The sequence below is a fragment of the Flavobacterium sp. genome, from assembly GCF_023151265.1.
Taxonomy (GTDB): Bacteria; Bacteroidota; Bacteroidia; order Flavobacteriales; family Flavobacteriaceae; genus Flavobacterium.
In genome coordinates this window covers 1-6062 of the sequence record NZ_JAKLJH010000152.1, presented here as the reverse complement: position 1 = coordinate 6062, position 6062 = coordinate 1, and the positions used below count along the sequence as shown (strand labels likewise).

8 protein-coding genes are annotated in these 6062 nt (G+C 34.0%); 5 read left to right on the top strand and 3 right to left on the bottom strand.

Annotation, left to right across the window (positions count from 1 at the left end; genetic code table 11):
- The 5 genes from L6Q46_RS12130 to L6Q46_RS12110 all read left to right on the top strand — a co-directional run.
- On the top strand, positions 1 to 952 hold a 952-nt coding region (locus tag L6Q46_RS12130), incomplete at its 5' end, for a S16 family serine protease (RefSeq protein WP_291284522.1).
- A gap of 120 nt (positions 953 to 1072) precedes the next feature.
- On the top strand, positions 1073 to 2092 hold the full coding sequence (gene porQ, locus L6Q46_RS12125; protein ID WP_111567580.1) for a type IX secretion system protein PorQ: 1020 nt from the start codon (positions 1073 to 1075) through the stop codon (positions 2090 to 2092).
- Positions 2093 to 2125: 33 nt separating this feature from the next.
- Complete coding sequence (locus tag L6Q46_RS12120; RefSeq protein ID WP_291284521.1) at positions 2126 to 2560, top strand: hypothetical protein; 435 nt, start codon at positions 2126 to 2128, stop codon at positions 2558 to 2560.
- Positions 2561 to 2595: 35 nt separating this feature from the next.
- Positions 2596 to 3279 carry a (d)CMP kinase gene (gene cmk, locus L6Q46_RS12115; RefSeq protein WP_291284520.1) on the top strand — a complete coding sequence of 228 codons (684 nt, stop codon included), beginning with the start codon at positions 2596 to 2598 and terminating at the stop codon, positions 3277 to 3279.
- Positions 3280 to 3299: 20 nt separating this feature from the next.
- Entirely contained in the window at positions 3300 to 3764 is a 465-nt protein-coding gene (locus L6Q46_RS12110; RefSeq protein ID WP_291284519.1) for a hypothetical protein, read from the top strand.
- Between the two features lie 47 nt (positions 3765 to 3811).
- Here the strand turns inward: L6Q46_RS12110 and L6Q46_RS12105 are convergent, their stop codons facing one another.
- From L6Q46_RS12105 to L6Q46_RS12095, 3 genes are all read right to left on the bottom strand, one after another.
- Positions 3812 to 4789 carry an MlaD family protein gene (locus L6Q46_RS12105; protein WP_291284518.1) on the bottom strand — a complete coding sequence of 326 codons (978 nt, stop codon included), beginning with the start codon at positions 4787 to 4789 and terminating at the stop codon, positions 3812 to 3814.
- Between the two features lie 8 nt (positions 4790 to 4797).
- Positions 4798 to 5544 (bottom strand): ATP-binding cassette domain-containing protein, encoded by a 747-nt coding sequence (locus L6Q46_RS12100; protein WP_291284517.1) that lies wholly within the window; start codon positions 5542 to 5544, stop codon positions 4798 to 4800.
- A 2-nt stretch (positions 5545 to 5546) separates the two neighbouring features.
- Positions 5547 to 6062: ABC transporter permease (locus L6Q46_RS12095; protein WP_291284516.1), on the bottom strand; the 516-nt coding region annotated here is incomplete at its 5' end.

Below are 6062 nucleotides of genomic sequence, written 5' to 3'. Positions count from 1 at the left end.
TACTTCAAATAGTTTGTCAACCATTCAGCCAGCACTACGCGACCGTATGGAAATCATTGAGATGACTGGTTATACGATTGAAGAGAAAACGGAAATCGCTAAAACACACTTGTTACCAAAACAATTAAAAGAACACGGATTAACCGCTAAAGATTTACAAATAGGTAAAAAGCAATTAGAAAAAATCGTAGTAGGTTACACGCGTGAATCAGGTGTTCGTGGTTTAGAAAAGAAAATCGCTCAAATGGTGCGTCATGCTGCAAAATCGATTGCCATGGAAGAACCATATAACGTAAAAATTTCGGATGCTGATATTTTAGAAGTATTGAAATCGCCACGTATGGAGCGCGATAAATATGAAAATAATGATGTAGCTGGAGTTGTTACTGGTTTAGCTTGGACATCAGTTGGTGGCGATATTTTATTTATCGAATCTTTAATTTCGAAAGGAAAAGGAGCGATGACGATGACCGGAAATTTAGGAACGGTTATGAAAGAATCGGTTACGATTGCTTTGGAATACATACGTGCTAACGCTGAATTTTTAGGAATTAATCCAGAAGTTTTAAATAATTTCAACATTCACATTCACGTTCCAGAAGGAGCAACTCCAAAAGACGGACCAAGTGCCGGAATTGCCATGTTGACTTCAATGGTGTCTTCTTTCACCCAAAAACGAGTAAAGAAACACATCGCCATGACAGGAGAAATTACACTTCGTGGAAAAGTGTTACCAGTTGGCGGAATCAAAGAAAAGATTTTAGCAGCCAAAAGAGCTAATATCAAAGAAATCATTTTGTGTAAAGAAAACAAACGTGATATCGAGGAAATCAAAGCTGATTATATAGAAGGTTTAACGTTCCATTACGTGGACAGAATGAGTGAAGTTTTAGACATCGCCATTACAAATCAGAAGGTGAAAAATGCTAAAGTTTTAGAAACTAAAAAGTAATTTCAAAACAATTAAAATGCGAACTCTCAATAATTCATTTATTGGGAGTTCTTTTTTTGTTTCCTAACCGATATAATTTTATCTTCGCAGTTGCGTTATAAGTAAGATTAACACCAAAAAATGCTAAGAAAACTCGTATTACTACTCTCATTTCTACTATCGGCTGTGTCTTTTAGCCAAATAGGAGGTAAAGCAGTATATCAGTTTTTGAACTTAGCACAATCACCACGACAAGCAGCTTTAGGTGGAAAAACGGTTACAGTTGTGGATTATGACGTAAATCAAGCGTTTTATAATCCAGCAACAATTAATGCCGAAATGCACAAAAGATTATCGGTAAATTATGGAAGTTATTTTGGAGAAGTTTCTTACGGAACAGCCGCTTATGCTTATACTTACGACCGACATTTGCAAACGTTTCATGCCGGAATAAGTTATGTTAATTACGGAACTTTTGAGGGAAGAGATGAGCTAGGAAATTTAACTTCTGATTTTACTGGAAGTGAAGCCGCATTGTCAGTAGGATATGCCTATAATATTCCTTGGACCGATATGTTTGTTGGAGCTAATGCCAAATTAATCTCATCTACTTTAGAAAGTTATAATTCTTGGGGAGCCGCTGTAGATTTAGGATTTTTGTATGTGGATTACGACAATGATATCAACTACGGATTAACGGTTAGAAATTTAGGTTTTCAAATCAAACCATACGAAGATACGAATGAAAAATTGCCTTTAGCCATTGATGCTGGAATTTCGCAATTGATGGAAAATGTACCTATTCGTTGGCACATGACTTTTGAAAATTTACAACAATGGAATATTGCTTTTTCCAACCCAAATAGGGCAGAAGGTAGTTTAGATGGAGGTTCGGAAGAAGAAAAAGTTTCATTTTTTAATAACGCTCTACGACATGTAATTTTGGGAGCCGAATTATTCCCAGAGAAAGGTTTTAATATTCGATTAGGATATAATTTTAGAAGAAGCGAAGAGTTACGAATTTTAGAACAACGTAATTTCTCAGGAATATCAGTTGGTTTTGGATTGCGATTTGGAAAAGTTAAATTTGATTATTCGTATTCGAGATATACTGTTGCTGCCAATACCAGTTTATTTGGTTTGATGATTGATTTGGAGTAAAAGAAGCAAGAAGCAAGATGAAAGAAACAAGAAATGAGAAAATTAGAAACTGATTTTAGATATTTGGTAATTTTATTTGTTTTAAATATAATTTTTAGTTTCATCATTGTTTTGTTAATTGATTTTTTCTTTGAATTAGAACTTCAAAATTTGAAATTTATCATAGTAATATTTATAACTTTATTTTTGTTTAATTTCTATAAGTGTTTTGTTTATTTTGATTCAAATTATATTCACTTTAAAAATATTTATGGTTTTACTTTAAATAAAATTAATTTTAAAGATATAAAAGGAAGTAAAGTGATTAAAAATCAATGTTTTAACAACAATATTATGTTGCTGTTTGGAGATAAATATGATCAAATGATAGATATAAAATTAGATTTAATAAATTCAAAAAAATTCTCAATTAATGGACAATTTTTTTCTAAAACTGGATTAAATGATTTTATAAGATTAATAAAATAAAAACTTAGCGCTTTAGCGCATTCTTGGCATAATATATGAAAAAAATTACCATAGCAATAGACGGTTTTTCGTCAACAGGGAAAAGTACATTGGCTAAACAATTGGCTGCAGCATTAGGCTATGTTTATGTAGATACCGGCGCGATGTATCGTGCGGTGGCTTATTTTGCGATGCAACACAATTTGGTTTCGGAATCGCATTTAGATGCATCAGGTTTGGTGGCGCAATTGCCGAATATCAATTTGCGTTTTCAATTCAATCCTGCTTTAGGATTTGCTGAAATGTATTTGAATAACGAAAATATAGAAACTCAAATCAGAACAATTGAAGTTTCGCGTATGGTAAGTAAAGTTGCCGAAATTTCAGAAGTTCGGGCCAAATTAGTGGAGCAACAACAAGCCATGGGTAAAGACAAAGGCATTGTAATGGACGGAAGAGACATCGGAACAGTTGTTTTTCCTGATGCTGAGTTGAAATTATTTATGACAGCGAGTTCTAAAACCAGAGCGCAAAGACGTTTTGATGAATTAGTAGAAAAAGGACAATATATCACATTCGAAGACGTACTTCAAAACGTAGAAGAACGCGATTATATCGATACGCACAGAGAAGATTCTCCTTTAGTGAAAGCAGAAGATGCTATTGAAATTGACAATTCTTCGCTAAGTAAGAAAGAGCAATTTGAATTGGTTATGAATTTGGTGAAAGAAAAACTATAAATAACTAAACAATTAACAATATGAAATTTTTAAGTAATTCTTTAAAGGTAACTTTTTTATTATTATCGGTTTTATTTTTTAATGGATGTAGTGGTGATGAAGATAGCGACGAAACATCTGCAAATATTGAAGGTGTTTGGCAATTAGGAAGAATGTATGGTACAGCCAATTACACAGGAATGAATGCCAATTTAGAAGGTGACTCAGAGGGAACTATGGAGTTTAAATCTGATGGAACTTATGATAGTAACATTATAAGTGCGTATTTAACTGTTTCGATTCCTGCTATGAATTATTCTGAAACAACTCCCATTGAAGCATCTTCAACAACAGGAGCATATTATTATGACCAAACAACTGATGATTTAGAGATTGATGGAGAAATGTCGAAAGTAGTAGTTTTGAATGCTAATTTCATGAAAATTAAAACGTTAATAAACGATAGTGGTGTAACAGGTGAACTATTTACCGAATATCACAGATAATATTTCTAAAAGTTAAAAGGCTGTCACTTTAAAATGACAGCCTTTTTTTATTTTGTTTTGTTTTTAGCTTTCTCCTTCGCTTGTTTCTTAAAATAACCTCTAAACAAGAAATTGTGTTTTAAAGCTTCTAAATCTTCATTTAATTTGATGCTCGCTTTGTTGATGTTGGTAATCGTAGAATCAATTTGTTTTACTAATTTCGGATCATTTGAAAGGTAATTTATCACACCTTTTCCTTCTTTTACATTCGTAATTGTAGCATTTAAATTAGTCACTACTTTATCAATTTCAGTACTTGATTTCTCTAAATTGATTATAATTTTCTTCATTCGATTAGCAACTACTGTATCATTTAAAGTACCAATAACGTTATCTTTTCGGTTTAAATCGGTGATTAATTTGTTCAAATTTGCAACTGATTCTGAAGTTCCTTTAGAAGTTTGTCGCAAATAACTCATGGTGGCTTTCAAATCTTGCGCCATAAGTGTATCTCGTATCAAAAGCCCAACGGTTCCGTTTCCTTGTGTGATTTCTTGTGTGATTTTTAATAAATCAGCGGTTAACATGGCGGCATTTTCATTGGTTACATTTAAAGTCTCAAGCATCGCATCAGTTCCAATTCGGCTATAGGATTGAATGGTGTCGCCATTTTCGACTTTTTCCGCTGCTCCTTTTCCTGGAATAATATTGATAATCATGTTGCCCACCAAACCATCGGAACTAATGGTAGCAATAGCATTCTTTTTGATGTGTTCCATAATTTTGTTATCGATAATCATGTGTACACTGATAGTTGTGTCGTTAATCATTTCGATTTCTTTTACGGTTCCAATGTCAATTCCGGCATAGCGAACATTATTTCCAGGTTGCAATCCGTTTACATTGACAAAAACAGCTTTCAAGTGTGAGGTATTACCAAACATATTTTGCTTGTTTCCAATAAAATAAATCGCGGCTAAGAACACTAAAGTGCCGATGATAACAAAGATTCCGAGTTGTATTTTTTGAGAATTTGATTTTTCCATTGCTAAAACTATTTAAAAAATGCTTGCACTTTTGGATCGGTTGAACTGGCTAATTCGTCAAACGTTCCTTCTATATAATTAACGCCGTCTATCAATAAAATCATGCGATTGGCAATGACTTTCGCACAATCCACATCATGCGTAATGATAATCGAAGACGTGTTATATTGTTTTTGTATCGAATTCATCAAAAGTACAATTTCTTTTGACGTAATCGGGTCTAAACCGGTTGTGGGTTCGTCATATAAGATGATTTTTGGTTTTAAAATCAAGGTTCTGGCTAAAGCAATTCTTCGTTTCATACCGCCCGAAAGTTCGTTCGGCATCAAATCAATCGCATGGGCTAAACCAACACTTTCCAAAGCTTCCATAACCAAAGGCGTCGTGTCTTCAATAACGCCAAATTTTTTGGTGTGACGACGTAACGGAAACTCTAAATTCTCTCGAACGGACATCGAATCGTACAACGCGCTTCCTTGAAATAGAAATCCGATTTCGGTGCGTAATTCGTCTAAATCTTCTTGTTCTAGTTTGTTGATTTCCTGATTCATGACTAAAATCGAACCGCTATCAGGTTGCTCTAAGCCAATCACACATTTAATCATCACTGATTTTCCCGAACCCGATTTTCCCATTACCACTAAATTTTCTCCTTCAAAGAGTTCCAAATCGAAACCATTCAATACCACATTGCTGCCAAATTGTTTGTGCAAATCTTTGATAGTGATAATCGCATTTTTAGTTGGAGTTGTCATGGCTACATATCGTAAAAAATGTTCGTTACAAAAACCGCTACAAAGTCAATTATAAAAAGCAACATCGAAGTATAAACTACCGCTGCATTTGCTGCTTTTCCTACGCCAGCCGTACCTTTTTTACAGTTATAGCCTTTGTAGCAACCCACTAAACCAATTGCAAACCCAAAAAAGAAGGTTTTGATGGTAGCCGGTACAATATCGCTGTATTCTAAAATATTAAAAACCTGATTGAAATATAAGGTAAACGACACATTTCCTTTGATGTTTTCCACTAAATACGAACCGTAAATAGCGATGAAATCGCCTACGATTACAAGTAACGGTAACATTAAGGTAGTCGCTAAAATTCTAGTAATGACTAAATATTTGAATGGATTGGTTCCCGAAACTTCCATCGCATCAATTTGTTCGGTTACTTTCATGGAACCTAATTCGGCACCAATTCCTGAACCAATTCTTCCGGCGCAAATTAAAGCGGTGATGATGGGACCAATTTCACGAATTATAGAAACACT